The sequence below is a fragment of the Piscinibacter sp. HJYY11 genome, from assembly GCF_016735515.1.
In the GTDB taxonomy this organism is placed as follows: Bacteria; Pseudomonadota; Gammaproteobacteria; order Burkholderiales; family Burkholderiaceae_C; genus Rhizobacter.
Window position 1 is genome coordinate 3574192 of record NZ_JAERQZ010000001.1, and the last position, 25780, is coordinate 3599971.

Here is a 25780-nt window from a genome sequence, read left to right on the forward strand (position 1 = left end):
GACGAACATGAACCGCAAAGCCTCTTCCCAAGCGCTGCCGATGATGAACCGCCGCCAATGGCTGCTGCGCAACAGCGCGGCCCTCGCCGGCGCACTCGGCGTGGGCACGCTCGCCAACCTCACGCTCGGCACCCGCCGCGCCTGGGCCGGCGACTACAAGGCACTCGTCTGCGTCTTCCTCTACGGCGGCAACGACGGCCTCAACATGGTCGTGCCCAATGACGGCACGCGCTACGCGCAGTACGCCGGTGTGCGCCGTGGCCTCGCCATTCCGCAGGCCAGCCTCTTGCCGATGAGCGGCATCAACTACGGCCTGCACCCCGCGCTCGCCCGCCTTGCGCCCGCGTGGGCCGCGGGCGACCTGGCGCCGGTGTTCAACGTGGGCACGCTCGCGCGCCCGCTCACCAAGTCGCAGTTCCGCGCGCTGCCCGACAGCTCGCCCGACAAGCCCGCCAACCTTTTCTCCCACTCCGACCAGCAGATCGAGTGGGAGACCGGCAGCACCAGCCCGCTCACCCGCAGCGGCTGGGGTGGCCGTGCCTCGGCGGCGCTCGCCACCGTCAACCCGGTGATCTCGGTGGCCGGCAGCACGCGCTTCGGCCTCACCGAGACCGTGTCGCCGCTGGTGCTGCCCGACACGCCCGGCGATGTGTTCGGCGCCTATGTGCTGACGCCCGAGGCGCAGCAGTACGCACCCTTCGTCGCGCGCAAGGACGCGCTCAACGCGCTTTACGCGAGCGGCCAGGACAACGACCTCGCCGAAGCCTATGCCACGGCGCAGCGCAATGCGTTTGCGGTCTCCGAGCGGCTGGGCGGGCTGGTTGCCGTCGAGCCCGGCGGCACGGGCGCGGTGGCCGCCATCGATGCAGCCTTCGCCTCGCTCGTCGGCACCGACGGCGAATTCACGACCGGCCTGGCCGGCCAGCTCTACCAGATCGCCAAGCTCATCGCGGGCAGCGCCACGGTGGGCGGCAACAAGCAGATGTTCTTCGCCGCGCTCGATGGCTTCGACACCCACGGCAACCAGATCGCCAGCGGCTCGCCCACCACCGGCACGCATGCCGACCTGCTGCGCGAGCTGGGCGATGCGCTCGGGGCCTTCTATTCCGCGATGAATGCCCTCGGCCTCGGCAGCGACGTCACCGCCTTCACGCAGAGCGACTTCGGCCGCACCTTCGTGCCCAACAACAGCCTGGGCACCGACCACGCCTGGGGCAACACGCAGCTGGTGATCGGCGGCGCGGTCAATGGTGGCGCGAGCTACGGCACCTTCCCGCAGCTGGTGCTGGGCGGCAGCGACGACGTTGGCGTCGACAGCTGGGAGCTGCAGGGACGCTGGATCCCGACCACCGCTGTCTCGCAATACGCGGCCACGCTGCTCGCGTGGTTCGGGGCGAGCGAGGCGCAGATCGACACCGCACTGCCCGGCCTCGCGGCCTTTGGCAGCAACCGTCGGCTCGCGTTCATCTGACCTTTCCGCGGGCGTGAGTGTGCCGCTTCGGCGGCGCTGCGCGGGCGTGTCCGACTGGTGTTTGCGCTGACGTGCGCCGTGAGGGGGTGCGTGGCATCATGCCCCGCATCGGGCACTCATCAGAAGACCAACACGTCATGCCGGAACTGGGCCCACCCTCGGGCCGACGTGCACGCACGCCGCTGAGACGCAGCCTGCTGATCGCTGCCTTCACGCTGGTGTTCGGGGCGCTGCTCGGCTTCATCGCGCTCCTGTATGCGTTCGTCGTGCGGCCCGCCAGCGACGACCTTGCCCTCGCGCAGCTGCGCGGGGCGTCCGACCAGGTCGAAGCGCGCCTGCGCACGCTCGTCAGCCGCGTCGAAGCCATCGCGCTGCTCAACCGCGACTGGGGGCTCGGAGGCCTGGTCGACCTCGACGAGCCCCGCCAGTTCAACACGCTCTTCCAGCCGCTGCTCGAGCGCGGGCCGGAGCTCTCGTCGATGGTGGTGGCCAATGCGACCGGGCGCGAGCTGCTCCTGCTGCGCCTGCCCGAAGGCCGTTGGCTCAACCGCATGACCGACCCGGTCAAGCGACCCGGCCGTGCGCACTTCATGAACTGGCAGGCCGATGGCCGGCTGGAAAGCGAAGAGACCCGCGCCCTCGACTACGACGCCCGCACGCGGCCGTGGTTTCGCGGCGGCATGGAGCTCGCGCGCGACGACGAGGTGTTCTGGAGCGAGCCCTACACCTTCCGCTCGTCCAACGAGCCCGGCCTTTCGGTGGTGGTGCGCTGGACCGACCGCCGCGGCATGCGCCACGTGATGACGAGCGACCTCAAGCTCGCCGACCTGTCGCGCTTCAGCCGCGACATCACCGCCGGCCGCAACGGCTTTGCCGCCATCTTCACGCACGACGGCCGGGTGATCGGCATGCCCAAGGCGGCCCGCTTCGCCGACGACGACGCGATGAAGCGCGCCGTGCTGCTGCAGGTGGACGCCCTCGACGTGCCGGCGCTGCGCGAAGGCTACCGGCGCTGGCGCAGCGAAGGCGCGCAAGACCACCAGCTGATGCGCTTCAGCGCCGATGGCCGCGAGTGGCTCGCCACCTTCACCCGCAGCCAGTTCGGGACCCGCACCTTCTGGGTGACGACGATGGCGCCGTACGACGATTTCGCGCCGGCGTTCTCGCAGCCGGCCCTGATCGTCGCCGGCCTGGCGGCGGTGAGCCTGCTGCTGGCCTGGGCCGTGGCCGCATGGCTCTCGCGCCGCTTCACCCGGCCCTTGGGCGAGCTCGCGCGGCGCAGCGAACGCATCGGCCAGCTCGACCTCGGCGAGCCGGTGCAGGTGCACGCGCCGTGGCTGGAGCTCGATGCACTCGCGCAATCGCTCGAGACCATGCGCTCGCGGCTGCAGCAGGCCAACGACACGCTGGAGGCCAAGGTCACCGAGCGCACGCGCGAGCTGGCCATCGCGAAAGACCAGGCCGATGCGGCCGCCGGGGCGAAGGCCGAGTTCCTCGCCAACATGAGCCACGAGATCCGCACGCCGATGAACGCCATCCTCGGCATGACCGACCTCGCGCTGCGCACCGAGCTCACCGTGCGCCAGAAGGGCTACCTGCAGAAGGCGCGTGCCGCGGCCGACTCGCTGCTGGCCATCCTCAACGACATCCTCGACTTCTCCAAGGTCGAGGCCGGCAAGCTCGAGCTGGAGCGGCGCGAGTTCGCCCTCCAGGGCGTGTTCGACCGCGTCACCGCCATCGTCGGCCTCAAGGCCCAGGAAAAGGGTCTCGAGCTGCTGATGAACACGGCGCCCGAGGTGCCGGCCCGGCTGGTGGGCGACCCGCTGCGGCTCGAGCAGGTGCTCATCAACCTGTGCACCAACGCCGTCAAGTTCACCGACAGCGGCGAGATCGTGGTGGTGACCGTGCGCATGCTGGTGAGCCGCGACGACGGCGTGACGCTGCGCTTCTCGGTGCGCGACACCGGCATCGGCATCAGCGAGGCGCAGCTGGCGGGCCTGTTCCAGCCTTTCGCGCAGGTCGATGCGTCGACCACGCGGCAGTACGGCGGCACCGGGCTGGGCCTTGCGATCTGCAGGCAGCTCGTCACGCTGATGGGCGGCGAGATCGGCGTGAAGAGCCAGCTCGGCCGCGGCAGCGATTTCTTCTTCACCGCGTTGTTCGGCGTGCCCGCGGACGGCGGCGATGTGGCGGCCCCGCGGGCAGAGGGCGGCGGCCTCAAGGTGCTGGTGGTCGACGACAGTGCCAACTCGCGCGAGATCTTCCAGGGCCTTTTGCGGGGCCTCGGCCACCGCGCCACGCTCGTCAGCTCCGGCGAGGAGGCGCTGGCCGAGCTGAAGCGCGCGCAGGGCAGCCGCGAGCCCTATGCGCTGGTGCTGCTCGACTGGAAGATGCCTGGCCTCGACGGCTTCGAGGTCGTGCACCGCATGCGGCAGGACGTGTCGCTCGACCCGTGCCCCAAGGTCATCCTCGTCACCGCCTACGGCGACGAAGAGCTGCCCAAGCGCGCGGCACGCGAAGGCCTGAACGGCTGCCTCGGCAAGCCGGTGAGCAGCTCCACCCTGCACGACAGCATCGTCGACGCATTCGGCTACCAGGCGGCCGCACCGGCACCCGCCGTGCCGGCCGCGGCACCGGCCGTGCTCGCCGGCCGGCGCGTGCTGCTGGTCGAGGACAACGAGTTCAACCAGGTGGTGGCGGTCGAGCTGCTGCGCGACGTGGCCGGCATGGAGGTGCTGCTCGCCCCCAACGGGCAGGCCGCCGTCGAGGCGGTCACGCGCGAGGCGCCGGAGCTCGTGCTGATGGACGTGCAGATGCCGGTGATGGACGGCTGCGAGGCCACGCGCCAGATCCGTCGCGACCCGGCGCATGCCGGGCTGCCCATCATTGCGATGACCGCGCATGCGATGCAGCGCGACCGCGACAACTGCCTGGCCGCCGGCATGAACGACCACGTGGTCAAGCCCTTCGTGCCCGAGGAGCTCTTCGCCATCATCGCGCGCTGGCTGCCGGCGCGGGCCGCGGAGCCCGAGGCGATCTCCACCGAGCTCGGCCTCAAGAACTGCCTGGGCCGCCGCGAGCTCTACGAGAAGATCCTGCGCCGCTTCCTCGACACGCGTGCCGGCGATGCGGCCGCGCTGCAAAAGGCCCTGGCCGACGGTCGCAGCGTCGATGCCGCGATGATCGCGCACGCGGTGGTCTCGAACGCCGGAACCATCGGGGCGGCGGCGCTGTCCGAGGCCGCCAAGAGCCTGCAACTCGCGCTCGATGCCGACGAGCGCGCCGCATGGCCCGCGCTGGCGGCGGAGTTTTCGCGCCAGCACGCCCGCGTGATGGCCCAATTGAGCGCACGTTTCCCGACCACACCTACAGAAACCGCTTCCTGACCGTGCCCCGTTCCAACCCTCCAGCTGCCACCAAGACAAGCTCCCGCGCCGCCAGCCAGCCGCCCCGGACCTACTCCACCGCCTTCGTGGCCCGGCGGCTCGGCATCTCGATTCCCACCGTGCAACGCTGGGTCGATGCCGGCCGGCTGAAGGCCTGGAAGACCCCCGGCGGCCACCGCCGCATCGACGCGGCCAGCGCCGACCGCCTGTTCGAGACCCACGTGGCCACCGGCGACGAGGAAGGCGAGTTGCCCGCCCAGGGCGCCGACGCCCTGTCGGTGGTGATCGTCGAAGACAACGCCGAAGACTGCGAGATCCTGCGCCTGCTCGTCGGCACGGCCTTGCCCGAGGCGCAGGTGCGGGTGTTCGACAGCGCGATCCAGGCCCTGGTGGCCATGGGCCAGGACGCGCCGGACGTCGTCGTCACCGACATCGTCATGCCCCACATGAACGGCGTGGAGATGCTGCGCCAGCTGTCCTCCCAGTGCGTGGTGAGGCCACGCCTCATCGTGGCCGTGTCCAGCTTCGGCGAGAAGCGCCTGGCCGAGCTGGGCGAGCTGCCGCCGCAGGTGCATTTCGTGGCCAAGCCGGTGGAGCCCGAGCCCTTTATCGCGCTGCTGCGCGGTGCGCAGACGGGGGCGTAGGGCCCATTTCTGCACCACCCCGGGGCCCGCGCGGGAACTGAGGGGGAATGCCGCCGCATCTCGCGGCATTCGTTCAATTCGTTCAAATTAAAGTCTTCCCCAGGACCTCCGATATGGGGGTGATGGCGCCTCGTCATGGCGCATGGATGGTGGGTGGTTGCATGAACGGATTCAAGAACCTGAAGATCGGAACCCGGCTGAGCCTGGTGCTGGCGAGTGTGCTGGTGGCGCTGGCCGCCGTCGTGGGGGCGGGCCTGTGGGGCCTGCACGCGGTGTCGAACGCGAGCCAACGGGCGCTCGCGCAGGACGTGCAGCTCGCGCAGCAGGCGCTGGAGATCCAGACGCTGGTGCTGCTGGAGCGGCGCTACGAGAAAGACAGCTTCATCACGCTCGCCGATGAAGGCCGGCGCGAGGAGTACGTGAAGAAGTGGAACGCGACCCGCGCACGCATGCTCGAGGCGCTGGCCAAGGTGCGCAAGCTCGAGCTCGATGCCGAAGACGCGAAGGACGTCGAGGCGATGGGCAAGTTCTTCGAGCGCTACGCCGCCGGTTTCGAGGCCACCATGGCCATGGCCCGCAAGGGCGAGCTCGCGAGCACGCAGGCCGCCAACACCGAGCTCGGCAAGTACAAGGAAGCCGTGCACGGCATGGAGTCGACCAGCGACCACCTCAACGAACGGGCCGCGCAGCGCGCCCAGGCCGTGGCACCGCAGATCGCCGCCACGCAGGCGCGCGGCCAGGCCATGCAGCTCGGCTTCTCGGCGCTGGCCCTGGTGCTCGCCATCGGCCTGTGCTGGATCGTCACGCGCTCGATCACCGTGCCGATCGGCCATGCCGTCGGCATTGCCGAGACCGTGGCGCGCGGCGACCTCAGCACACGCATCGGCGCCACGTCGAAAGACGAAGTCGGCCAGCTGCTGGGCGCGCTCGGCCGCATGAACGACAGCCTGGTGAAGATCGTGGGCGACGTGCGCCAGGCTTCCGACTCCATCGCCACCGGGTCCTCGCAGATCGCCACCGGCAATGCCGACCTCAGCCAGCGCACCGAAGAGCAGGCGAGCAACCTGCAGCAGACGGCGGCCTCGATGGAGCAGCTCACCGTCACCGTGAAGAACAACGCCGACACCGCACGCCAGGCGACGCAGCTCGCCTCGGGCGCGGCGGCCGTGGCCGCGCAGGGCGGCAGCGTGGTCGGCCAGGTGGTCGAGACCATGCAGGGCATCAGCGAGAGCTCGAAGAAGATCGCCGACATCATCGGCGTGATCGACGGCATCGCCTTCCAGACCAACATCCTGGCGCTCAATGCGGCGGTGGAAGCGGCGCGCGCCGGCGAACAGGGCCGCGGCTTCGCGGTCGTGGCCGGCGAAGTGCGCAGCCTCGCGCAGCGCTCGGCGCAGGCCGCGAAAGAGATCAAGGGCCTGATCGGCGAAAGCGTCGGCAAGGTCGAGACCGGCACGCAGCTCGTGGGTGATGCCGGCCGCACGATGGACGACATCGTCGCCCAGGTGCGCAAGGTCAACGACCTGATCGGCGAGATCAGCAGTGCCAGTGGCGAGCAGACCTCGGGCATCGGACAGATCAACGACGCGGTCACGCAGCTCGATCAGGTGACCCAGCAGAACGCGGCCCTGGTCGAAGAGAGCGCCGCCGCCGCCGAGAGCCTCAAGAACCAGGCACACCGCCTGGCCGAGGCGGTGGCCATCTTCAAGCTCTGATCAGCTGCGGCGCGCGGGCAGGGCGCCCGCGATGCACAGCTGCGCGAGCCAGTAGGTCGAGAGGATCCACAGGGCCGACATCGGCAACGGGCTTGCGAACTTGTTGATCGCGAGCAGGCTGTCGGAGGCCATGAAGAGCAGGCCGCCGATCGCCGCGCGGCGTGCGAACGGCGAGCCTGGTGCGCTGCGCCACCATGCCGCGGCCTGCGCGGCCATGCCGGCGAGGCACACCACATACGCGACTACCGGCGCCCGCAAGGCCGTCGGCACGCCGCCCCACAGCTGGCTCAGGATCAGCACCGCGACCACGCCATAGGCCGCGAACACCGCCGGCCGTGCGCCGAAGCGCACCGGCACGCTGAAGGCGGCGATGAAGGCCAGGTGCGCGAGCAGGAACGACACCAGCCCGGGCAGGAAACCTTCCTTCGGCCACAGCAGGAACACGTCGCCGGCCAGCGACAGCCACAGCCCGGTGAGGATGCGCCGCCGCTGCGCCGGCACCTCGGCGCCGCGCAGGAACGCCCACGCGATCACCAGCAGTGTCGTCAGCGGCTTGAGGACGAAGGCCCACGAGGCCGGCAAGGCGCCGCTGGCCGCGGCGATGCAGAGCGCCGCACTCGCAGCCGTGGCGAGCGGCAGGGTGAAGGGATGCATGCACCCCATTCTGCGAGCCGCCCTGGCCCGGAGAGGGCCGGGCTAACCCGGGCGGTTCAGAGGTGACGCGTCTCGGCCGGCGAGTTCCACCAGGCGTTGTTCCGGCCGTCCGACACATGGACCGGTGCCTCGATCAGCTCGGCTGGCTCCGCGTTGTCGAGGCACGCCAGCTTCACCGACACGAAGGCGCCGCCGATCTGCTCGAGGTAGCCGCGGCCGAACGGGCGCACGCCGCAGGTCTTGCAGAAGAGGTGGTGCACGCTCAGCGAGCCGAACTGGTAGTCGCTGAGGGCCGACTCGTCGGTGAGCAGGCGGAAGGCCTCGGGCTTGACCGTGATACCCCAGTTGCGCGTCTTGGTGCAGATCGAGCAATTGCACTTGCCGGTGCCGCTGGCGAGGTCGAGGTCGGCTTCGAAGCGGACGGCGCCGCAGTGGCAGCTGCCGGTGTAGGTCTTCAGCATGGTGTCTCCGGGGGTGACGAGGCCGAGATGATGCGGCCGGGCTGCTGACAGCGTTTTGTCAGCAGCAAGGGCGTCAGGGTTTCACGTCGGCCTGTGCCGCGCGTTTGGCGGCCGCTTCGCGCAAGGCCTTGAGCTTCGCGCGCGGGTCTTCCTGCGCCTTCGCCTCGTGCAGCTTCATCTCGGCGATGAAGCGGCTCGGGATGGCCTGCACCGTGTCGCGCCCCTTCTTGCGACGGCGCAGCACGTTCACCGCCAGCGTGCGGCGCGCGCGGGTGATGCCCACGTACATCAGGCGGCGCTCTTCTTCCAGGCGCTCCGGCGTCATCTCGTCGTCGTCGCTCTTGAAGGGCAACAGCCCTTCGTTCACGCCGGCCAGCACCACGTGCGGCCATTCGAGGCCCTTGCTCGCGTGCAGGGTGGAGAGCGTCACCACGTCCTGCTCGTCGCCGCGCTCGGCGAGGCTGATGATGACGGAGATGGTCTGGGCCACGTCGAGCACCGTCTTCTTCTCGGTCTCGAAGGTGGCGCCGCCGTCGTTCTCGATCTCGCCGCCGCAGCGCTTGGCGATCCAGTCGACGAAGTCGAGCACGTTGGTCCAGCGGCTGGCGGCGAGCTTCTCGCTGTCTTCGCCGTCGTAGAGGTGTTTCTCGTACTCGATGTCCTTCAGCCAGCCGAGCAAGAGCGCCTTGGCATCCTCGCTGCCCGAGGTGTGGCGGGCGCGGTACTCGAGGTCGTTCACGTAGCGGCCGAACTCGTGCAACGAGCCGATGGCGCGCGCATTGAGCACGGTGCCGAGCGACTCGGCGAAGAGCGCTTCGTACAGGCTCGTCCGGTAGCGCTTGGAGAACTCGCCGAGCGCCGCGAGCGTCTGGTGGCCGATGCCGCGCTTGGGTGTGGTCACCGCGCGCAGGAACGCGGGGTCGTCGTCATTGTTGACGAGCAGGCGCAGCCAGGCGCACAGGTCCTTGATCTCGGCGCGGTCGAAGAAGCTCTGGCCGCCCGACACCTTGTACGGGATGTTCTGCTTGCGCAGCGCCTGCTCGAAGATGCGCGCCTGGTGGTTGGCGCGGTAGAGGATGGCGAAGTCCTTGAAGGCGACTTCACCGCCCTGGCCCCGCAGCGACTGGATGCGCGCCACGGCGCGGTCGGCCTCGTGCTCCTCGTTGTCGCACTCCACCACCTGCACCGGGTCGCCTTCGCCCAGGTCGCTCCACAGCTTCTTCTCGAAGAGCTTCGGGTTGTGGCCGATCACCGCATTCGCCGCACGCAGGATGTGCCCCGTCGAGCGGTAGTTCTGCTCCAGCGGGATGACCTTGAGGTTGGGGAACTCGTTGGGCAGGCGGCGCAGGTTGTCAATGGTGGCGCCGCGCCAGCCGTAGATCGACTGGTCGTCGTCGCCCACCGCGGTGAACATCGCACGCTCGCCGGCCAGCGACTTGAGCAGCTCGTACTGGATGGCGTTGGTGTCCTGGTACTCGTCGACCAGCAGGTAGCGCAGCGTGTTCTGCCACTTGGCGCGCGCGTCGGCGTCGCGCTGGAAGAGCTGGTGCGGCAGGCCGATCAGGTCGTCGAAGTCGACCGCCTGATAGGCGGCCAGGCGCTCTTCATAACGCTTCATCACCTGCTGGGCGATGCGCTCGTCGTCGTCCTGCGGCTGCACCGTGTCGCTGTTGAGCCCCTGGTTCTTCCACAGGCTGATGGTCCATTGCCAGCGGCGCGCGAGGTTGTTGTCGCTGCTGCCGCCGGCGTCCTTCAGCACGCCGAGCACGTCGTCGCTGTCGAGGATGCTGAACTGCGGCTTGAGGCCGAGGCGCTCGCCTTCGGTGCGCAGGATGCGCACGCCCAGCGAATGGAAGGTGCTGATCACGAGATCCTTCGCGGCGCGCGGGCCGATCAGCGCCTTGGCGCGCTCGCGCATTTCCTGCGCGGCCTTGTTGGTGAAGGTGATGGCAGCGATCTGCGAGGGCGCGTAGTCGGCCTGCAGCAGGCGGGCGATCTTGTGCGTGATGACGCGGGTCTTGCCGGAGCCGGCGCCGGCCAGCACCAGGCAGGGGCCGCCCAGGTGGTGAACGGCGTCCATCTGGGCAGTGTTGAGGGTGTCGGCCATGAGTACTTCTGAAAGCGCGCGGATCATAGCCAAGGCCCCTTCGCCAAGCTGCATTGCGACTGTGGTAAACCGCGGCGCCATGACCTCGTTGATCACGCGTCGCCAAGTTGTTGGCAGCCTGGCCGCTGCCCCGCTCTTCATCCGCCACGCGCTGGCCGCCGACGTGCCGCGTTTCGCGCTCGGCATCGCCTCGGGCCACCCGAGAGCCGACCGCCTGGTGCTGTGGACGCGCCTGTCCGGCGCCGACCTGCCGCCCAAGGCCGAGGTGCAATGGGAGCTGGCCGACGACGAAGCCTTCACGAAGATCGCCGCCCGCGGCAGCGAGGTGGCCGAAGCGGCCTGGGGCCACAGCGTGCATGCCGAGCCGCAGGGTCTCGCGCCGGGGCGCTGGTACTGGTACCGCTTCACCGCACTCGGCCAGCGCAGCATGGTCGGCCGCACGCGCACCGCGCCCGCCGCGGATGCCGCGGCGACGCTGCGTTTTTCGATCGCGAGCTGTCAGCGCTTCGACCACAACCACTACGCCGCCTGGCGCCACATGGCCACGCAGGAGCTTGACCTCGTGCTCTTCCTCGGCGACTACATCTACGAGTACGCCTCGCCGCCGAACGCCCTGCGGCTGCACCACGGCACCGCCACGCTCACGCTCGACGACTACCGTGCGCGCTACGCCCAGTACAAGAGCGACCCGGCGCTGCAGGCCGCCCATGCGCTGGCCCCGTGGGTCACGGTGTGGGACGACCACGAGATCGAGAACGACTACGCCGCCGGCACGCCGCAGGGTGGCCCCGATCCGCTCTTTGCAAGTCGCCGCGCGTTTGCGACGCAGGCCTACTGGGAGCACATGCCGTTTCCGACATCGTGGCGCCCTCGCGGCATCGACCTGCGAATCCACGACCGCTACGACTGGGGCACGCTGGCCCGCATCCACACGCTCGACGATCGCCAGTACCGCGACGTGCAGGCCTGCGCCCGGCGCGGCCGCGCCGGCTCCAACACCGTGCCGCTCAAGGACTGCCCCGAGCTCGTCGACCCGAAGCGCTCGCTGCTCGGCGAGAAGCAAGAGCGCTGGCTCGGCGAAGGCTGGGACACACAGCGCCCGTGGAACCTCGTCGCCCAGCAGACGCTGATGGCCCGCTTCAACTGGACCGACCCGGCGCAGGGCGGCACCTACTGGACCGACGGCTGGGACGGCTACGCCGCCTCGCGCCAGCGCCTGCTCGCCGGCGTGGCCGCGCGCAAGCTGCCGGGCACCGTGGTGCTCGGTGGCGACGTGCATGCGCACTACGTGGCCGACCTCAAGGTCGACTTCGACGACGCCAAGTCGCCGGTGGTCGCGAGCGAGTTCTGCGGCAGCTCGATCTCGAGCAACGGCATGGCGCAGTCGCGTGTGGATGCGGCCCGGCCGTTCAACCCGCACCTGCACCACGCGCGCAGCGACCAGCGCGGCTACATGAGCTTCACGCTCGACGCGAAGCAACTGCAGGCGCAGGTACTGGCCGTGCGCGACCCGAAGAACCCGGCGTCGGAGGTCGACGTGACGGCGCGCTTTGCCGTCGAGCTGGGCCGGCCCGGCGCGCAGCCCGCCTGACGTCTCGAAAGGCGGAACGAGGCGGGCAACCCTTGCGTAGTCCCGCGTAGGTGCTGTCGCGTAAGTCGCGCAAATAGAGAGCTGTCTCTCGCGCCGAGGGCTGCAAACCCTCGCATACTCCGGCGCTCGCCGGCACCACCACGCCGGCCCCAGTGAAGTACACACCCCCCGCCACACGCGGGGGGCCCATGGGCCCTCCGAGGCTTCACAGCGGGTCGAGGTAGGGCGCCAGCGCCTGTGCCAACCACGCCATGAACACCTGCACCCGCTGCGGCAAGTTGCGCCGGTTGGCGTACAGCAGCGAGACCGGCAGCGACGGTGCCCGGTACTGCGGCATCACCTCCACCAGCATCCCCCGCGCGACCCAGGAAGCCAGCCCTGCCGCCGGCGCCTGGATCAGCCCCAGCCCTGCCACACACGCCGCCTGGTAAGCCTCGGTGCCGTTGACCGTGAGCATGCCGGCCATCGCGTGGCTGAGCACGTGGCCGTCTTGCACGTACTCCCAGCCCGAGGGTTTCGCGCCCAGGGTCGGCACGTAGTGGACCAGCCGGTGCGTGGCCAGGTCCTCGAGCGTCTCCGGCGTGCCGTGCTGCGCGAGGTAGGCCGGGCTTGCGCAGTTGATCTGCCGCAGCTGGCCCACCGGCCGCGCGATCAGGCCCGAGTCGGCCAGCGTGCCCACGCGCAGCACGCAGTCGAAGCCCTCGCGCACCAGGTCGACCCGCCGATCGGTGCTGCTGAGTTCGATGCTCAGCTGCGGGTGCGCGGCCAGGAACTCCGGCAGGCGCGGGATGACCTGGTCGCGGGCGATCAGGGTCGGCATGTCCACCCGCAGGCGCCCGCGCAGCGACTGCACGCCCTGCTGGAACATGCCCTGCAGTTCGTCCACGTCGGCCAGCAGGTCCTTGCAGCGCTCGTAGAAGGCCTGGCCGTCCTGCGTGAGCTGCACCTTGCGGGTGGTCCGGTGCAGCAGGCGGGTGCCGAGCTGGCCTTCGAGCTGCTGCACGACGGTGGAGACACGCGCCTTCGGCAAGGCCAGCTGCTCGGCCGCCTGGGTGAAGCTGCTGAGCTCGGCCACGCGCACGAAGATCTGCAGCCCTTCGATTGTTTTCATGGGTTGAACAAACCGATCGTTCTAAGAGCGTTTATCGCAGCGGATTGGATCAATAAAGTGCCTGCACCACAACCCGCTCCTGAAAGGCAGACCCCATGAACACACCGTCTTCCATCGCCCTCATCACCGGCGGCAGCCGCGGTCTCGGCAAGAGCATGGCGCTCAAGCTGGCCGAGCAAGGCCAAGACGTGATCCTCACCTACCGGCGCAATGCGGCCGAAGCCGACGGGGTGGTCGCCGAGGTCGCGCGGCTCGGCCGGCGTGCGGTGGCACTGGCGCTCGATGTCGGCGACAGCCGCAGCTTCCGCGCCTTCGCCGCCGAGGTGAAGCGGGTGCTGGCCGAGCAGTGGCAGCGCGAGCGCTTCGACTTCCTCGTCAACAACGCCGGTCTCGGCCACCACGCGAGCTTTGCCGAGACCACCGAGGCGCAGTTCGACGAGTTGATGAACGTGCACCTCAAGGGCCCGTACTTCCTGACCCAGGCGCTGCTGCCGCTGCTCCACGACGGCGGGCGCATCGTCAACGTGTCCTCGGGCCTGACGCGTTTCGCACTGCCCGGCTATGCGGCCTACTCGGTGATGAAGGGCGGCGTGGAGGTGCTCACGCGATCGCTCGCCAAGGAGCTGGGCCCGCGCCGCATCACCGTCAACACGCTCGCACCCGGCGCCATCGAGACCGACTTCGGCGGCGGCCTGGTGCGCGACAACCCGCAGTTCAACGCTGCCATCGCGGCGCAGACGGCACTCGGCCGCGTGGGCTTGCCCGACGACATCGGTGGCGCCGTGGCCGCGCTGCTTTCGCCCGGCAGCGCCTGGGTCAACGCGCAGCGCATCGAGGTCTCGGGCGGCCAGATGATCTGAGCGCGCGCCGCCTCCGGCGCAACGGCGGCCAGGGCGCTTGCGATACTCGCCGCTCCCATGCAGGCGATCCTGGCCGTCACCGTTCCCTTCTTCGCGCTCGTGCTGTGCGGCTACCTCGCCGCGCGGCAGCGCGTGCTGCCCGAAGCGGCGATCCCCGGGCTCAATGCCTTCGTGCTTTTCTTCGCGCTGCCGTGCATGCTGTTCCGCTTCGGCGCGAGCCAGCCGTTTGCGCAGCTGATCAACCCGTCGCTGATCGCGATCTATGCGCTGGCGGCGCTGGTGATCGTGTTCTTCACCGTGGCCGTCACGCTGCGCCGTGTGGACGGGAAGGGCGTCGACACGAAGAACGCGGCCTTCGGTGCGCTGGTGGCGGCGTTCCCCAACACCGGCTTCATGGGCGTGCCGCTCTTGGTGGCGCTGCTCGGCGATCGGGCGGCGGGGCCGGTAATCGGCACCATCCTGACCGACCTCTTTCTCACGAGCTCGTTGTGCATCGCGCTGGCCCAGGCCGGGCCGGCCGACGACGGCCAGCCCCATGACAGCGTGTGGGCGACGGTGTTGCGCTCGCTGCGGGGCGCCTTGAGCAACCCGCTTCCCTGGTCGATCGGGCTGGGGGCGGCGCTGGCGGCGAGCGGGCTCGCGCTGCCGGAGCCGGTGTCCCAGGTCATCAAGATGCTGGCCGATGCGGCCTCGCCGGTGGCGCTCTTCACCATCGGCGCGGTGCTGTGGCGGGCGGGGCAGCATGCGCACACGCGAACGCCGCTCGGGCAGTACCTGCCGGTGGCGTTGATCAAGCTCTTCGTGCACCCGCTGCTGGTGCTGGGCATCGGGCTGCTGCTGCGCGCCGGCGGACTGCCGGTGCCGGAGTTCGGCTTGATGGTCCTGATGCTCGCCGCCGCGTTGCCGAGTGCGAGCAATGTGTCGTTGCTCGCCGAGCGCTATGGGGCCGACAACGGGCGGGTGGCGCGGATCATCATGGCGAGCACGGTGTTGGCGTTTCTGACGTTTTCGTTGTTGGCTTGGGGGGTGGGGGTTGGGCGTGGTTGAAGGCTTGTTCACGGCGTGACGCCGCGCCGGGATGTGCGCCCGGCGGCGCAGTCCCTTTGCTTTGCTTGCCCAGCGAGCTTCGCTCGCTCGTTCAGACAGCTGCCCGAAGTCAGTTCACCAAGCGCGCTTCTCAGGGCTGCCCACACAAACAATGCGCCACCGCCGCAAACGGCTTGCGCCCCTCGGTCAGCTCGGTGACCCACCCCAGCTCGCGCCGCGCCTCGCGCAGCACCGGCCCCATCCCCGGTGCCACCTGTGCATCGAGCCAGCCGGCCACGCTCTCCCGCACGCCGCCGCTCAGCCAGGCCAGGAGCTTCTCCGCCCGCCCGGCTTCCGGCTGGATCACGAGCACGCGCGGGTTCTCGCCCAGCTCCGCCCGCTTGGCCGCCGACTTCAGCGCATCGGCGTAACCGCCCAGCGTGTCGACCAGCCCGCGCTCCTTTGCCTGCGCCCCCGTCCACACGCGGCCCTGCGCCACCGCGTCGATCTTGTCGGGCGTGGTCTTGCGGGCCTGCGCGGCGCGGGTGGTGAAGTCGGTGTAGACACGGTTGATCGTGGACTGCAGCAGCTCCGCGAAACGCGGGTCGAGCGGGCGGCGCGGGTCGCCGGCGCCGGCGAGCCAGGTGGTCGTCACGCCGCCGGTGTGCACGCCGATCTTCTCCAGCGCTTTGTCGGCCGAGGGCAGCAAGGTGAACACACCGATCGAGCCGGTGACGGTGCCCGCATCGGCCATCAGCTCGTCGGTGGCGAGCGAGATCCAGTAGCCGCCTGAGGCGGCCACGTCGCCCATCGACACCACCACCGGCTTGCCGGCCGCGCGGGTGAGCTCCAGCTCGCGGCGGATCAGCTCCGAGGCGAAGGCCGAGCCGCCCGGTGAGTTGACGCGCAGCACCACCGCCTTCACCGACTTGTCTTCACGCGCCTTGCGGATCAGGTCGGCGGTCGACAGCCCGCCCACCTGGCCGGCCGGGGCGCGGCCGTCGACGATCTCGCCTTCGGCGATCACCACGCCGACCGCGTCGCCCACCGAGGCCGGTGAGTGGCGCGCCAGGTAGCCCTCGAACGACACCTGGCGGAAGGTCTTGCCCTCGGCATCCTTCGCCCCGCGCTCGATCATCAGCGTGCGCAGCTCGTCGCGGGTCTTCAGGCCGTCGACGAGCTTGGCCGAGAGGGCGAGCTTGGCCGCGTCGCCGCCCTCGGCCGCCAGGCGCTGCGGCAGCTCGTTGATGAGCGCCATCAGGGTGCCGGCCGGCAGCTTGCGGGCCTTTTCCACGCCGTCGACATAGCTGCCCCACAAGCCTCCGTAGGCATAGCCCATGGCCTCGATCGTCTCTTGCGACGGGCCGTTCAGCGTGAAGGGCTCGCCGAAGTTCTTGTAGGTGCCGGCGCGCACGAGGTTGACGCTGATGCCCAGCTTGTCGAGCGCATCGCGGTAATAGTTCTGGTAGCGGCCGAAGCCCTTGATGAACACCAGGCCCATCGGGTGCAGCAGCACCTCGTCGGCATGCGCCGCCAGGAAGTACTGGGCCTGCTCGTAGTGGCCGCTCCAGGCGGTGACCTTCTTGCCGCTCGCGCGGAAGCGCTGCAGCGCCGCGGCCACCTCCCGCAGGCTGGCCATGCCGCCGCCCTGGAATTCATCGAGCAGCAGCACGGCGCTCGTGATCTGCGGGTCGCGGGCGGCCGCGTCGAGCACCGTCAGCACGTCGCGCAGCTGCGTGCTCTTGGGTGCCTCGCCCGAGAGCTGCGACAGGGCGGCGTCGCGCATGCCCTGCGCATGCTGCTCGACCAGCGGGCCACGCAGGTTGAGCACCAGCGCGGTCTGGTCCTCCAGCTTGGGCGGTCCACTGGTGGCGATGGCCACGATCACGATCGTCAGGATCAACAGGAAGATCAGGTTGAGCACCAGCCGGCGGGTGCCGTCGATCAACCACCAGGCACGCCCCAACCAGCGGCGCAGGGCAGAACGGGGAGCGGTCATGAGATCTCCAATGTGTGAACCATGTCACTTTAAGTGAGGGTGAATAGCGCCATAAGGAGCCTGTCAAGCCCCGCCGACGTAACCAAAGGTGAGCCGAACCTTGGCCGGCGCCAAGACGCGGTGTTGTCCTACAGGCGCATCCTGCACCGCGTCATAGCATTTGTCTCGGGCCACGGTTCCCTCCTCCCTCCCTCCCTGAATGCTGTGGCTCATTCAGCGGGCCAGTGCGCGAGCACGGCCCGCTTTTCTTTTGGCGTTGCCCACAATGCAGGCTTCGCGTTCGAGGAGTGGCCCCATGCCCATCCGCATCGTTCGACTCGGTGAGCCCCGTGCCGCGGGCGAGGGCCTGCGCATCGGCACCGTGCGCCGCCCGCCGCGCGGCGTGCCCAAGGCCGAGTTCGCGAAGCGCGACTACTACGACGTGTGGTTGCCCAATCTTGCGCCCAGCGAGGCCTTGCGGAAGGAAGCGTTGGCCGCGGAGACTGACGCGCAATGGAAGGCCTTCGCCCGCCGCTACCGGGCCGAGATGAAGGAGCCGGAGCGCGCGCACCTGCTCGACACGCTGGCCGCGCTCTCGCACACCGCGGCATTCGCCCTCGGCTGCTACTGCGAGGACGAGAACCGCTGCCACCGCTCGCTGCTGCGCGACTTGCTGGCCGAGCGAGGCGCGGTCTTGAAGTGATAGCCTTGCCCGCTCTCTGAACCCGACCGCCGCTCCCATGTCCCAGCCCCTCGTCATCGTCGGCTCCGGCCTCGCCGGCTACAACCTCGCCCGCGAATTCCGCAAGCTCGACAAGGAGACGCCGCTCGTCGTTGTGAGCCGCGACCACGCCGGCTTCTATTCCAAGCCCATGCTCTCCAACGCCCTGGCCGGCAAGAAGACGGCGGCCATGCTGGTGATGAAGGCTGCCGAGAAGATGCGCGAGGAGCTCAACGCGACGCTGCTCGCCAAGACCGAGCTGAAGCGGCTCGACACCGCCGCGCAGACCCTCGAGCTCACGAGCGGCGAGACCATCGCCTACCGCGACCTTGCGCTCGCCCTCGGCGCCGACCCGATCCGCCTGCCGTTGCCAGGCGACGCCGAGCCGGACGTGCTCTCGGTCAACGACCTCGACGACTACGCACGGTTCGCCGAGCGGCTCGAAGGGGCCGACACCGTCGCCATCCTCGGTGGCGGCCTGATCGGCTGTGAGTTCGCCAACGACCTGCTGCACCGCGGCGTGGCACCGACGGTGATCGACGTCGCCGACAAGCTGCTCTCGCGCCTGCTGCCGCCGCAGGCGAGCGACCGGCTGCAGGAGAAGCTTGGCGCCGCCGGGGTGGCGTTTCGCCTGGGCGTGTCGGTCACACGCGTCGACCGCGACGTCAACGGCTATCAACTGACGCTGAGCGACGGCAGCCGGCTCTACGCCGACCGTGTGCTCTCGGCCATCGGCCTGCGGCCGCGCACCGGCCTGGCCTCTGCGGCCGGCATCGCCACGCAGCGCGGCGTCACCACCGACCGGCTGCTCGCCACCAGCGCGCCGCATGTCTACGCGCTCGGCGACTGCGCCGAGGTCGCCGGCCTGTCGCTGCCCTTCGTGCTGCCGCTGATGGCGCAGACCCGCGCACTCGCTGCCACGCTCGCGGGCACGCCGACGCCGGTGGTCTACCCCGCGATGCCGGTCACGGTGAAGACCCCGGCCTGCCCGACCGTCGTGTGCCCGCCGCTGCCAGGTGGTGCCGGCAGCTGGACGGTGGAGCTGAGCGACGACGCCTGCACGGCCCGGTTCACCGACGCGACGGGCCGGCTGCTGGGCTTTGCCCTGCTCGGCACGGCGGTCTCGCAGCGCCAGGCCCTGGCCGCGCAGGTGCCGGCCTGGCTGGACGGCTCAGATCGCCAGAGGGTCGACGTCTAGCGCCCAGCGCAGCACGCCCTTGTGCTCCGACTTCAATCGGGTGAGCGCATCCACCCACGGACGTAGCACGCGCTGCAGGTTGCCGCGCGCCGACGACTCCACCAGCATCTGCATGCGCTCCACGTTCGCCACCCGTGCGATGTGGTGCGGCACCGGCGGGTAGATCAGCAGCTCGTTGGCGCCGGGGATCGTTTCCGCAAGCGCTGCCGCGGCCTGCAGGAACTCCTTCGCGGCTGAAGCCGTGCGCGCCTCGGCGCGCAGCAGTGCCAGGTGGCTGAACGGCGGCAGGCCGGCCATGCTGCGCTCCTTCAGCTGGCTCTCGGCGAAGGCCTTGAAATCGTGGCGCAGCAGCGCCGCGTAGAGCGGGTGCGTGGGGTGCCAGGTCTGCACCACCATCTCGCTGCGGTCGGCCTGCGCGGCATCGCGCCCGGCGCGGCCGGCCGCCTGCATTAGGAGCGCGAAGAGCCGCTCGGGCGCGCGGAAGTCGCTGCTGAAGAGCGCGTTGTCCGGGCTCACCGCCGCCACCAGCGTGATGCGGCGGAAGTCGTGGCCCTTGGCCACCATCTGCGTGCCGACGAGCACGTCGACGTCGCCCGCGTGCACGGCCGAGAGCTGCGCTTCGAGCGCGCCTTTCTGCCTGGTGCTGTCGGCATCGATGCGGGCCACGCGGGCGCCGGGCAGGGCCTCGGCGAGCTGTTCTTCCAGGCGCTCGGTGCCGCGGCCGAGCGGGGCGATGTCGAGGTTGCCGCAGTCGGGGCAGGCGCGCGGCACGCTCTGCGTGAAGCCGCAGTGGTGGCAGCGCAGCGTGCGGTCGACCTTGTGAAACACGCGCCAGGCGCTGCAGTGCGGGCAGTCGCTCTTCCAGCCGCAGGCCCCGCAGTGCAGCACCGGCGCGTAGCCGCGGCGGTTGAGGAAGACGAGGCTCTGCTCGCCACGCTCCAGGCGGCGCGCCAGGGCGCCCACGAGCTGCGGCGACAAGAGCGTGGTCACGCCCGGTGCCTTGGGCAGCAGGTTCATGTCGACCAGCCGCACCGCCGGCAGGGCGCCGTTGCCCACGCGGTGCGCAAGCGTCAGCCGCTCGTAGCGGCCTTGTTCGGCGCGTTGCCAGCTTTCCAGCGAGGGCGTGGCCGAGCCGAGCACCACGCAGGCGCCTTCCAGCTTGCCGCGGTAGACGGCGAGGTCGCGTGCCGAATACCGGGCACCTTCCTGCTGCTTGTAGGACGGGTCGTGTTCCTCGTCGACCACGATCAGCCCCAGCCGCGGCAGCGGGGCAAACACCGCCATGCGGGTGCCCAGCACCAGGTCGGCCAGGCCCAGGTGGGCGGCCAGCCAGTTCTTCAGGCGCTGCGCCGGCGTCAGGCCGCTGTGCAGCGAGACGATGCGCTTCGGCGACGGGCCGCTGCCGAAGCGCTCGGCGAAGCGCGCCTCGAGCTGCGGCGTGAGGTTGATCTCGGGCACCAGCACCAGCACCTGGCGACCGGCGGCCAGTGCGTCTTCGGCGGCGCGCAGGTAGACCTCGGTCTTGCCGCTGCCGGTGAGGCCGTGCAACAGCACGACCGGCGCGTTGCCCGGCGAGCTGAGCTCGCCGAGGCGGGCGAGCGCCGCGGCCTGGTCGGGCGTGAGCTCCGGCCGGGTGGGAGCGGGGCCGGACGGCGGCAGCGCCCACGCCTTGCGCAGGCGCGCCACGCGCTGGGCGAGCTGGGTGTCATCGAGCTTGCGCAGCTCCGGCGGCAGCACCGACAGCGCGACTTCGCCCAGCCCCCGCTGGTAGTACGACGCGGCAAAGTCCACCAGCTCGCACCAGCGGGCCGACAGCGGCGGCACCGCGTCGAGCACCGAGGCAATCGGCTTCAGCGAAATCGAAGGCTCGGGCTGGGCGTCGCCCGGCCACACGATGCCGGTGACCTCGCGCCGCCCCAAGGGCGCGCGGACCAACGTTCCAGGTGAGAGCGTGCGCTCGCTCAGATAGTCGAGTGCACCGCCCAGGCCGCTGTGCTGCGGGGCGTCGACGGCCACACGAACGGGCAGGCGGTCATCCATCGGCAAGGTCGGAAAGGGCTCGAACGGGCCGGGGCACCGTATTAGGAATGAGTCTTAAGTCGCTGATTTTTCAGCGCTTTTGAATGTTTCCACGACTCTTGTGGATAACTTTGTGGGGAACCTGCAAAAAGTGACGCTAGATCCTTGATTTTCGGGCCTTCGCGCTGCGTTGCTCACTTTCGAAGCAGATCCGGCACTCAATGAAATCAAGGACTTAGCTACCTAATCAGAAATACTGATGGTGCAATGCGTCAGCCTTGTCCTACACGCGTCAGATTCGCGGTTTTGGGGATAAGTCAAGGCCTGAGTGCTCGCTCACCGGGAAAGCACTGCAGGCCGTTCCAGAAACTTGCAACCAAGTGCAACCAGACCGGAAGTCACTGGTGAAGGCTGGGCGAATGCTCATGCACGGCGTCGACCAGTGCCGCCACGCTCTCCGGCGGCGTGTGCTGGCTGATGCCATGGCCGAGGTTGAAGATGTGGCCGGCTGGTCGGCCGTCGGCATTCCAGGCCCCGAAGCTGTCGAGCGTCTTGATCACTTCTGCGCGCACCTGCTCGGGCGAGGCGAAGAGCACCGACGGGTCGAGGTTGCCCTGCAGCGCGCTGAACTGGCCGATGCGCTGGCGGGCGGCGGCGAGGCTCACCGTCCAGTCGAGCCCGACCACGTCGCAGCCCAGCGCGGCGATTTCTTCAAGCCACAACCCGCCACCCTTGGTGAACACGATGTGCGGGATGCGTTTGCCTTCGTGCTCGCGCTTCACCTGCGCGAGCGCGCGGCGGGTGTAGTCGAGGCTGAAGGACTGGAAGGCGCCGTCGGCCAGCACGCCGCCCCAGCTGTCGAACACCATCACCGCTTGCGCGCCGGCCTCGATCTGGGCGTTGAGGTAGGCGGCGACCGCATCGGCGTTGACCGTGAGCATCTTGTGCAGCAGGTCGGGCCGGCTGTAGAGCATGGTCTTGACCAAGCGGTAGTCGTCGGAGCCGGCGCCTTCGACCATGTAGCAGGCGAGCGTCCAGGGGCTGCCCGAGAAGCCGATCAGCGGCACGCGGCCGTTGAGCGCCTTGCGGATGGAGGTGACGGCGTCGAAGACGTAGCGCAGCTTGTCGAGGTCGGGCACGGCGAGCTTCGCGACTGCGGCCTCGTCGCGCACCGGGTGGGCGAACTTCGGGCCCTCGCCCATTGCGAAGCTCAGGCCCAGGCCCATGGCATCCGGGATGGTGAGGATGTCGCTGAAGAGGATGGCGGCGTCGAGCTTGTAGCGCTCCAGCGGCTGCAGCGTCACCTCGGTGGCGAAGTCGGTGTTGGTGGCCAGGCCCATGAAGCTGCCCGCCTTGGCGCGCGTGGCGCGGTACTCGGGCAGGTAGCGGCCGGCCTGGCGCATCAGCCAGACGGGCGTGTGGTCGGTGGGCTGGCGCAGGCAGGCGCGCAGGAAGCTGTCGTTTTGTAGGGGCGCGAACATCAACGGATTATCCCTGCCGTCCCATAATCGGCCGCACCTTTCCCACGGAGACCGCCATGCTCGCCCAGAACGTCCTGCAGACCATCGGCAACACGCCGCACATCCGCATCAACCGCCTGTTCGGCAACTCGCACAGCGTGTACGTGAAGAGCGAGCGTTCCAACCCGGGCGGCTCGATCAAGGATCGCATCGCGCTGTCGATGATCGAGGCGGCCGAGGCGAATGGCACCTTGAAGCCCGGCGGCACCATCGTCGAGCCGACCTCGGGCAACACCGGCGTGGGCCTGGCGATGGTCGCGGCCGTCAAGGGCTACAAGCTGATCCTCGTGATGCCCGAGAGCATGAGCGTCGAGCGCCGCCGCCTGATGCTGGCCTACGGCGCGAGCTTCGTGCTGACGCCACGCGAGAAGGGCATGAACGGCTCGATCGCCAAGGCGACCGAGATCGTGGCCTCCACCCCCGGCGCCTGGATGCCGCAGCAGTTCGACAACCCGGCCAACATCGACGTGCACGTGCGCACCACCGCGCAGGAGATTGCGGCCGACTTCCCCGGCGGGGTCGACGTGCTGATCACCGGCGTGGGCACCGGCGGCCACATCACCGGCTGCGCCAAAGTGCTGAAGAGCCTGTGGCCGACGCTCAAGGTGTTCGCGGTGGAGCCCAGCGCGTCGCCGGTCATCAGCGGCGGCAAGCCGAGCCCGCACCCGATCCAGGGCATCGGGGCCGGGTTCATCCCGAAGAACCTGCACACCGACCTGCTCGATGGCGTGATCCAGGTCGAAGCCGAAGCGGCGAAGGAATACGCCCGCCGTGCCGCGCGTGAAGAGGGGCTGCTGGTCGGCATCTCGTCGGGCGCCGCGCTGGCCGCCATTGCACAGAAGCTGCCGGACATCGCCAAGGGCGCCACGGTGCTGGGCTTCAACTACGACACGGGCGAGCGCTACCTGTCCATCGAAGGCTTCTTGCCCAACGAATGAAACCGCGCGTCCTCATCGTCGAGGACGAGCCCGGCATCGCCGACACGCTGCAGTACGCGTTGCGGACCGACGGGTTCGAGCCGGCCTGGGCGGCGACCGGTGAAGAAGCGCTGTCGCAGTTCAAGGTGCAGCGGCCCTCTCTGGTGATCCTCGATGTCGGCCTGCCCGACACCAGCGGCTTCGAGGTGTTCAAGCGCCTGCGTGAAGTGGCCGACGTGCCGGTGGTGTTTCTCACCGCCCGCAGCGACGAGATCGACCGCGTGGTCGGCCTCGAACTCGGCGCCGACGACTACGTGGCCAAGCCGTTTTCGCCGCGCGAACTGGTGGCGCGGGTGCGCTCCATCCTGCGGCGCAGTGCGAAGGCGGCCGCGGCTCCGGCCGAGCCTGCGTTGCCGCTGACCATCGACGAAGGCAAACGCCAGATCCGCTTCTACGGCAAGCTGCTCGAACTCTCGCGCTACGAGTTCGGCCTGCTGCAGACGCTGGCCTCGCGCCCCGGCCATGTGTTCAGCCGCGACACGCTGCTCGCCCGCGTGTGGGGTGACGACACCGAAAGCCTCGACCGGACCGTCGACGCCCACGTGAAGACGCTGCGCGCGAAGATGAAGACCGTGGCGCCGACGCTGGAGCCGATCCGCACGCACCGCGGCTCGGGTTACGCGCTGGGCGAAGACCTCCCGCCGACCTTGCCTGCGTGAGCAAGCGGACACGCATCTTCCTCGGCATCCTCCTGGCCTACGTGATCGGCGTGGGCCTCCTGATGTACCGCCAGCTGGAGGACATCGACCCACGCTACCGCGAGTCGGCCGAGGAAAACCTGGTCGAGACCTCGCAGCTGATGGCCACGCTGCTCGAAGGCGCTTCGCGCGACGGCACGCTGCAGGTCGACGCGCTCGGCCCGGTGTTCCAGGCGCTCTACGCGCGCCGCTTCAAGGCCGACATCTACGGTTTCGAGAAGACCCGCGTCGAGCTGCGCATGACGGTGGTCGACCGCGGCGGCACGGTGGTGTTCGATTCGACCAACCGCTCGCTCGGCGCCGACCACTCGCTGTGGCGCGACATCCGCCGGGCGCTGCAAGGTGAATACGGTGCTCGCACCACGCCCGACGTGGAGGGCGACCCGAGCAGCTCGGTGATGTACGTGGCCGCGCCCATCCGCGTGGGCGGCGCGATCATCGGCGCGGTCAGCGTGGGCAAGCCGGTGCAGAGCTTCGGCCAGTTCGTGCAGGCGGCGCGTCGCAAGACCTTGCTCGTCGGCACGACCTCGGTGGTGGCGGTGCTGCTGCTGGTGGTGATCCTCTCGGTGTGGCTGGTGCGGCCCTTCGGCGTGGTGGCCGACTACGTGCGCTACGTGAAGGCGCAGCGCAGCTTCAGCCTGCCGCGGCTCACCCGGCGGGCGCTGAAGGCGATCGGCGCGGCCTACGACGAGATGCGCGACGCGCTCGCCGGCCGCAACTACGTGGCCGACTACGTGCAGACGCTCACGCACGAAGTGAAGAGCCCGCTCTCCGCCATCCGCGGCGCGGCCGAGCTGCTGCAGGAGCCGATGCCCGACGCCGACCGGGCGCGTTTCATCGCCAACATCGCGCGCGAGACGCAGCGCATCCAGGAGCTGGTCGACCGCATGATGGAGCTCACCGCGCTCGAGTCGCGCCGTGCACTCGACGCGCCGGTGCCGGTCGCGTTGCGCTCCCTGTTGCAGGAGCTGGTGGTTTCGGTGCAACCGGCGGCCGCGATGCGCGGCTTGAACGTGGTGCTCGACGACGGGGACGACGCCAGCGTGCAGGGCGACGCCTTCCTGCTGCAGCGCGCCGTGTCGAACCTCGTCGACAACGCGCTTGATTTCTCGCCCGCCGGCGGCACGGTCACGCTCGCGCTGAAGCGGCAGCGCCGGCACGCCGAGCTCACCGTCCGCGACCATGGGCCCGGCATCCCCGACTACGCCGAAGACAAGGTGTTCGAGAAGTTCTATTCGCTCGCGCGCCCGCAGTCGCGCAAGAAGAGCACCGGCCTCGGCCTGACCTTCGTGAAGGAGATCGCCGAGTTGCACGAGGGCCGCGTGACATTGGCCAACGCACCGGGCGGCGGCGCGCTGGCCACGCTCACCCTCCCGGTGAGCGACGGCAACGGCTGAGCCTTACTTGGCGGCGGCCTTGCTGTAGACGATCTTCTTCTTGCCTCCGTCGCAGCTGCCCACCACCTTGCCGTCGCCGACCTTGTCGGTGTCGACGACCTCGAGCTTGTAGCCCGCCACCTTCTTCTCGTCGAGCTTGGCGGCGATCTCCGACTTCAGCTCTTCGCAGGGCTTACCGGCGGCAAAGGCCGGCGAGGCAAGGGCGAGCAGCACTGCCGACAGGATCAGGTTCTTCATCAAGGGTCT

At 69.6% G+C, this 25780-nt stretch carries 20 protein-coding genes; 12 read left to right on the forward strand and 8 right to left on the reverse strand.

Annotation, left to right across the window (positions count from 1 at the left end; genetic code table 11):
• The first annotated feature begins 7 nt into the window (after nucleotides 1-7).
• The 4 genes from JI745_RS16630 to JI745_RS16645 all read left to right on the forward strand — a co-directional run bounded on the left by JI745_RS16630 (nucleotide 8) and on the right by JI745_RS16645 (nucleotide 7216).
• Nucleotides 8-1471 (forward strand): DUF1501 domain-containing protein, encoded by a 1464-nt coding sequence (locus JI745_RS16630; RefSeq protein WP_236675019.1) that lies wholly within the window; start codon nucleotides 8-10, stop codon nucleotides 1469-1471.
• A 137-nt stretch (nucleotides 1472-1608) separates the two neighbouring features.
• Nucleotides 1609-4857 (forward strand): response regulator, encoded by a 3249-nt coding sequence (locus tag JI745_RS16635; protein WP_201809316.1) that lies wholly within the window; start codon nucleotides 1609-1611, stop codon nucleotides 4855-4857.
• Nucleotides 4858-4859: 2 nt separating this feature from the next.
• Nucleotides 4860-5501 (forward strand): response regulator, encoded by a 642-nt coding sequence (locus tag JI745_RS16640; protein ID WP_201809318.1) that lies wholly within the window; start codon nucleotides 4860-4862, stop codon nucleotides 5499-5501.
• 161 nt (nucleotides 5502-5662) lie between these two features.
• The gene (locus tag JI745_RS16645; protein WP_201809320.1) at nucleotides 5663-7216 is read left to right on the forward strand and encodes a methyl-accepting chemotaxis protein; all 1554 of its coding nucleotides are present in this window, start codon (nucleotides 5663-5665) and stop codon (nucleotides 7214-7216) included.
• On the opposite strand, the gene JI745_RS16650 is transcribed toward JI745_RS16645, so the two are convergent.
• From JI745_RS16650 to JI745_RS16660, 3 genes are all read right to left on the reverse strand, one after another.
• Complete coding sequence (locus JI745_RS16650; RefSeq protein WP_201809322.1) at nucleotides 7217-7870, reverse strand: lysoplasmalogenase; 654 nt, start codon at nucleotides 7868-7870, stop codon at nucleotides 7217-7219.
• A gap of 56 nt (nucleotides 7871-7926) precedes the next feature.
• Complete coding sequence (locus JI745_RS16655; protein WP_201809324.1) at nucleotides 7927-8331, reverse strand: GFA family protein; 405 nt, start codon at nucleotides 8329-8331, stop codon at nucleotides 7927-7929.
• 73 nt (nucleotides 8332-8404) lie between these two features.
• On the reverse strand, nucleotides 8405-10438 hold the full coding sequence (locus JI745_RS16660) for an ATP-dependent helicase (RefSeq protein WP_201809326.1): 2034 nt from the start codon (nucleotides 10436-10438) through the stop codon (nucleotides 8405-8407).
• Between the two features lie 79 nt (nucleotides 10439-10517).
• On the opposite strand from JI745_RS16660, the gene JI745_RS16665 reads away from it, so the two are divergent.
• A complete protein-coding gene (locus JI745_RS16665) occupies nucleotides 10518-12029 on the forward strand; it encodes an alkaline phosphatase (protein ID WP_201809328.1) in 1512 nt (503 codons plus the stop codon).
• A 205-nt stretch (nucleotides 12030-12234) separates the two neighbouring features.
• Here the strand turns inward: JI745_RS16665 and JI745_RS16670 are convergent, their stop codons facing one another.
• On the reverse strand, nucleotides 12235-13140 hold the full coding sequence (locus tag JI745_RS16670; RefSeq protein ID WP_201809331.1) for a LysR family transcriptional regulator: 906 nt from the start codon (nucleotides 13138-13140) through the stop codon (nucleotides 12235-12237).
• Between the two features lie 95 nt (nucleotides 13141-13235).
• Between JI745_RS16670 and JI745_RS16675 the strand changes: the two genes are divergently transcribed.
• Both JI745_RS16675 and JI745_RS16680 read left to right on the forward strand, forming a co-directional pair.
• Complete coding sequence (locus JI745_RS16675) at nucleotides 13236-14000, forward strand: SDR family NAD(P)-dependent oxidoreductase (protein ID WP_201809334.1); 765 nt, start codon at nucleotides 13236-13238, stop codon at nucleotides 13998-14000.
• Between the two features lie 57 nt (nucleotides 14001-14057).
• The gene (locus JI745_RS16680) at nucleotides 14058-15047 is read left to right on the forward strand and encodes an AEC family transporter (RefSeq protein WP_201809337.1); all 990 of its coding nucleotides are present in this window, start codon (nucleotides 14058-14060) and stop codon (nucleotides 15045-15047) included.
• A gap of 130 nt (nucleotides 15048-15177) precedes the next feature.
• Here JI745_RS16680 and sppA read toward each other — a convergent pair whose 3' ends face one another.
• Nucleotides 15178-17025: a signal peptide peptidase SppA gene (gene sppA, locus JI745_RS16685; RefSeq protein WP_201809340.1), complete on the reverse strand. Its 1848-nt coding sequence runs from the start codon at nucleotides 17023-17025 to the stop codon at nucleotides 15178-15180.
• Between the two features lie 295 nt (nucleotides 17026-17320).
• Here sppA and JI745_RS16690 point away from each other — a divergent pair, with 295 nt between their 5' ends.
• Both JI745_RS16690 and JI745_RS16695 read left to right on the forward strand, forming a co-directional pair.
• Nucleotides 17321-17707, forward strand: coding sequence for a DUF488 domain-containing protein (locus tag JI745_RS16690; protein ID WP_201809343.1), 387 nt, complete (start codon nucleotides 17321-17323; stop codon nucleotides 17705-17707).
• Nucleotides 17708-17744: 37 nt separating this feature from the next.
• The gene (locus JI745_RS16695) at nucleotides 17745-18923 is read left to right on the forward strand and encodes an NAD(P)/FAD-dependent oxidoreductase (protein ID WP_201809346.1); all 1179 of its coding nucleotides are present in this window, start codon (nucleotides 17745-17747) and stop codon (nucleotides 18921-18923) included.
• Here JI745_RS16695 and JI745_RS16700 read toward each other — a convergent pair.
• Both JI745_RS16700 and hemE read right to left on the reverse strand, forming a co-directional pair.
• Nucleotides 18897-20963, reverse strand: coding sequence for a primosomal protein N' (locus tag JI745_RS16700; RefSeq protein WP_201809348.1), 2067 nt, complete (start codon nucleotides 20961-20963; stop codon nucleotides 18897-18899). The two genes, JI745_RS16695 and JI745_RS16700, sit on opposite strands and share 27 nt — an antisense overlap.
• Before the next feature lie 377 nt (nucleotides 20964-21340).
• Nucleotides 21341-22423, reverse strand: coding sequence for a uroporphyrinogen decarboxylase (gene hemE / locus JI745_RS16705; protein WP_201809350.1), 1083 nt, complete (start codon nucleotides 22421-22423; stop codon nucleotides 21341-21343).
• 56 nt (nucleotides 22424-22479) lie between these two features.
• Here hemE and cysK point away from each other — a divergent pair, with 56 nt between their 5' ends.
• From cysK to creC, 3 genes are read left to right on the forward strand one after another with little or no spacing between them, the layout of a single operon-like run.
• The gene (gene cysK, locus JI745_RS16710) at nucleotides 22480-23400 is read left to right on the forward strand and encodes a cysteine synthase A (protein WP_201809352.1); all 921 of its coding nucleotides are present in this window, start codon (nucleotides 22480-22482) and stop codon (nucleotides 23398-23400) included.
• Complete coding sequence (creB, locus tag JI745_RS16715; protein ID WP_201809355.1) at nucleotides 23397-24098, forward strand: two-component system response regulator CreB; 702 nt, start codon at nucleotides 23397-23399, stop codon at nucleotides 24096-24098. Before cysK ends, creB begins: the two co-directional genes overlap by 4 nt.
• Nucleotides 24095-25534 (forward strand): two-component system sensor histidine kinase CreC, encoded by a 1440-nt coding sequence (gene creC, locus JI745_RS16720; RefSeq protein WP_201809358.1) that lies wholly within the window; start codon nucleotides 24095-24097, stop codon nucleotides 25532-25534. Before creB ends, creC begins: the two co-directional genes overlap by 4 nt.
• 3 nt (nucleotides 25535-25537) lie before the next feature.
• Here the strand turns inward: creC and JI745_RS16725 are convergent, their stop codons facing one another.
• On the reverse strand, nucleotides 25538-25771 hold the full coding sequence (locus JI745_RS16725; RefSeq protein ID WP_201809361.1) for a DUF1161 domain-containing protein: 234 nt from the start codon (nucleotides 25769-25771) through the stop codon (nucleotides 25538-25540).
• Nucleotides 25772-25780 lie beyond the last annotated feature (9 nt).

Coding starts and splice junctions, on each gene's coding strand:
- JI745_RS16630 (WP_236675019.1), top strand. CDS start 8: ATGAACCGCAAAGCCTCTTCCCAAGCGCTGCCGATGATGAACCGCCGC.
- JI745_RS16635 (WP_201809316.1), top strand. CDS start 1,609: ATGCCGGAACTGGGCCCACCCTCGGGCCGACGTGCACGCACGCCGCTG.
- JI745_RS16645 (WP_201809320.1), top strand. CDS start 5,663: ATGAACGGATTCAAGAACCTGAAGATCGGAACCCGGCTGAGCCTGGTG.
- JI745_RS16650 (WP_201809322.1), bottom strand. CDS start 7,870: ATGCATCCCTTCACCCTGCCGCTCGCCACGGCTGCGAGTGCGGCGCTC.
- JI745_RS16655 (WP_201809324.1), bottom strand. CDS start 8,331: ATGCTGAAGACCTACACCGGCAGCTGCCACTGCGGCGCCGTCCGCTTC.
- JI745_RS16660 (WP_201809326.1), bottom strand. CDS start 10,438: ATGGCCGACACCCTCAACACTGCCCAGATGGACGCCGTTCACCACCTG.
- JI745_RS16665 (WP_201809328.1), top strand. CDS start 10,518: ATGACCTCGTTGATCACGCGTCGCCAAGTTGTTGGCAGCCTGGCCGCT.
- JI745_RS16670 (WP_201809331.1), bottom strand. CDS start 13,140: ATGAAAACAATCGAAGGGCTGCAGATCTTCGTGCGCGTGGCCGAGCTC.
- JI745_RS16675 (WP_201809334.1), top strand. CDS start 13,236: ATGAACACACCGTCTTCCATCGCCCTCATCACCGGCGGCAGCCGCGGT.
- JI745_RS16680 (WP_201809337.1), top strand. CDS start 14,058: ATGCAGGCGATCCTGGCCGTCACCGTTCCCTTCTTCGCGCTCGTGCTG.
- sppA (WP_201809340.1), bottom strand. CDS start 17,025: ATGACCGCTCCCCGTTCTGCCCTGCGCCGCTGGTTGGGGCGTGCCTGG.
- JI745_RS16690 (WP_201809343.1), top strand. CDS start 17,321: ATGCCCATCCGCATCGTTCGACTCGGTGAGCCCCGTGCCGCGGGCGAG.
- JI745_RS16695 (WP_201809346.1), top strand. CDS start 17,745: ATGTCCCAGCCCCTCGTCATCGTCGGCTCCGGCCTCGCCGGCTACAAC.
- JI745_RS16700 (WP_201809348.1), bottom strand. CDS start 20,963: ATGGATGACCGCCTGCCCGTTCGTGTGGCCGTCGACGCCCCGCAGCAC.
- hemE (WP_201809350.1), bottom strand. CDS start 22,423: ATGTTCGCGCCCCTACAAAACGACAGCTTCCTGCGCGCCTGCCTGCGC.
- cysK (WP_201809352.1), top strand. CDS start 22,480: ATGCTCGCCCAGAACGTCCTGCAGACCATCGGCAACACGCCGCACATC.
- creB (WP_201809355.1), top strand. CDS start 23,397: ATGAAACCGCGCGTCCTCATCGTCGAGGACGAGCCCGGCATCGCCGAC.
- JI745_RS16725 (WP_201809361.1), bottom strand. CDS start 25,771: ATGAAGAACCTGATCCTGTCGGCAGTGCTGCTCGCCCTTGCCTCGCCG.